This is a genomic window from Actinoplanes siamensis (genome assembly GCF_016862395.1).
GTDB classification, from domain to species: Bacteria; Actinomycetota; Actinomycetes; order Mycobacteriales; family Micromonosporaceae; genus Actinoplanes; species Actinoplanes siamensis.
This window is the reverse complement of record NZ_BOMW01000138.1, coordinates 1-1,311: the sequence shown is the minus strand read 5'-3', so window position 1 is coordinate 1,311 and position 1,311 is coordinate 1. Positions and strand designations below refer to the sequence as shown.

Below are 1,311 nucleotides of genomic sequence, written 5' to 3'. Positions count from 1 at the left end.
ACATAGTACGTGTGGATGTCGGCGACCGTGAGGTCGCGCATGAGCTTCGCGCCGGCGAAGTTGTCGACGTCGGTGACGTACCGCAGTTCGCCGTCCGGGCCGACCAGCGTCGACTTGCCGGGAACCAGGTCCGCGGCGTCGACCCACTCACCGGTGGCCGCGTCCCAGAACGGATGGTGCGCGGTGGTGTGCAGGACCGACGACTCGGTCGGGCCGCGAGTGCTGCGACCACCCTTGCCCTCGGCGTCCCGCTCCGTCCGGGTCGTGGACTCGGCCGGCTTCTCCGACACCGTCACATCGGTCAGGTCCAGGTCACGGTTAGCGTGCAACAGCGTGACCTCACGCGGGCTCACCTCGCCGGTGACCGGGTCCTTCGTGAGGACCGTGTCGCCGACGTTGATCTCGGAAATCGGCCGGGTCGTGCCGTCGGCCATCAGCACCAGCGTCGACGGGTCGAAGCTGTGCATAGGTCTCGGCTGCGGTATCGGGCATGACGCCGCTTCGGGAGCGTCCTGGTCGGCGCCTTCGCCATCAGGCTTCGACTCAGGTTTCCGTTCCGGCTGCGACTCGGAGCGGCTCTGCTTCTCCCTCGCCTTCTGCGGCTTCGCCTGCTTCGGCTTGTCGGCCTTCTTCGGCACGGCCTTCGGCTTCGGCGGCTTCGCCTGCTTGGCCGGCTTCGGCTTCGGTTTGGGTTTCGGCTTCGGCTTGGGCTTCTTCTTCGCCGGCGGCTTGGGCTTCCGCTTCGGCACCTTCGGCTTTTTCGGCAGCTTCTTCGTCACGTCGTTCAGCAGCTTGCGCGCCAAGCCCATCATGTCCTGAGCACGACGCATCAGCGTCCGGGCACCCTCGACGATCTGCTTCCACATCCGGAAACCCGACATCGCCTTGTCGATCGTGCGCCACACGGTCCGGGCCACCTTCGCGGCCTTGAGCGGGCCCATGAAGTTGGTCGCCAGGTCTACACAGTCCCAAGCTGAACCGTTGATGCAACCGACGACCGCGTTGTAACCGATCATGTCGAGCAGCATCCCGACGCCCACCTGGAGCAGGATGTCGAGCAGGCTGGTGTTGCTCTCCCGCTCCGCCCGCTGATACTCCGCCTCCTGCGCGGCAATCTGGTCGCCGGCCGCCTTCATGTCGCGGTCGCGCTGCTCCATCTGCTCGTTGTACTGCGCGAGCTGCGCCTGGTACTGCTTCATCGCACAGGCGTAGTCGTACTCCCCGCACTTACCGTCCACCGCGTTACCCGTGGTGTCGGTATTGGTCAACGGGTTGCCCTCGGCATACGCGAACCGGTTCGCCGCACCCGAC

The 1,311-nt window shown here is 66.1% G+C and carries 1 protein-coding gene; it reads right to left on the bottom strand.

Translation table 11 applies throughout. The features are described from left to right. Positions 1 to 1,311: Hint domain-containing protein (locus Asi03nite_RS37440; protein ID WP_239103217.1), on the bottom strand; the 1,311-nt coding region annotated here is incomplete at both ends.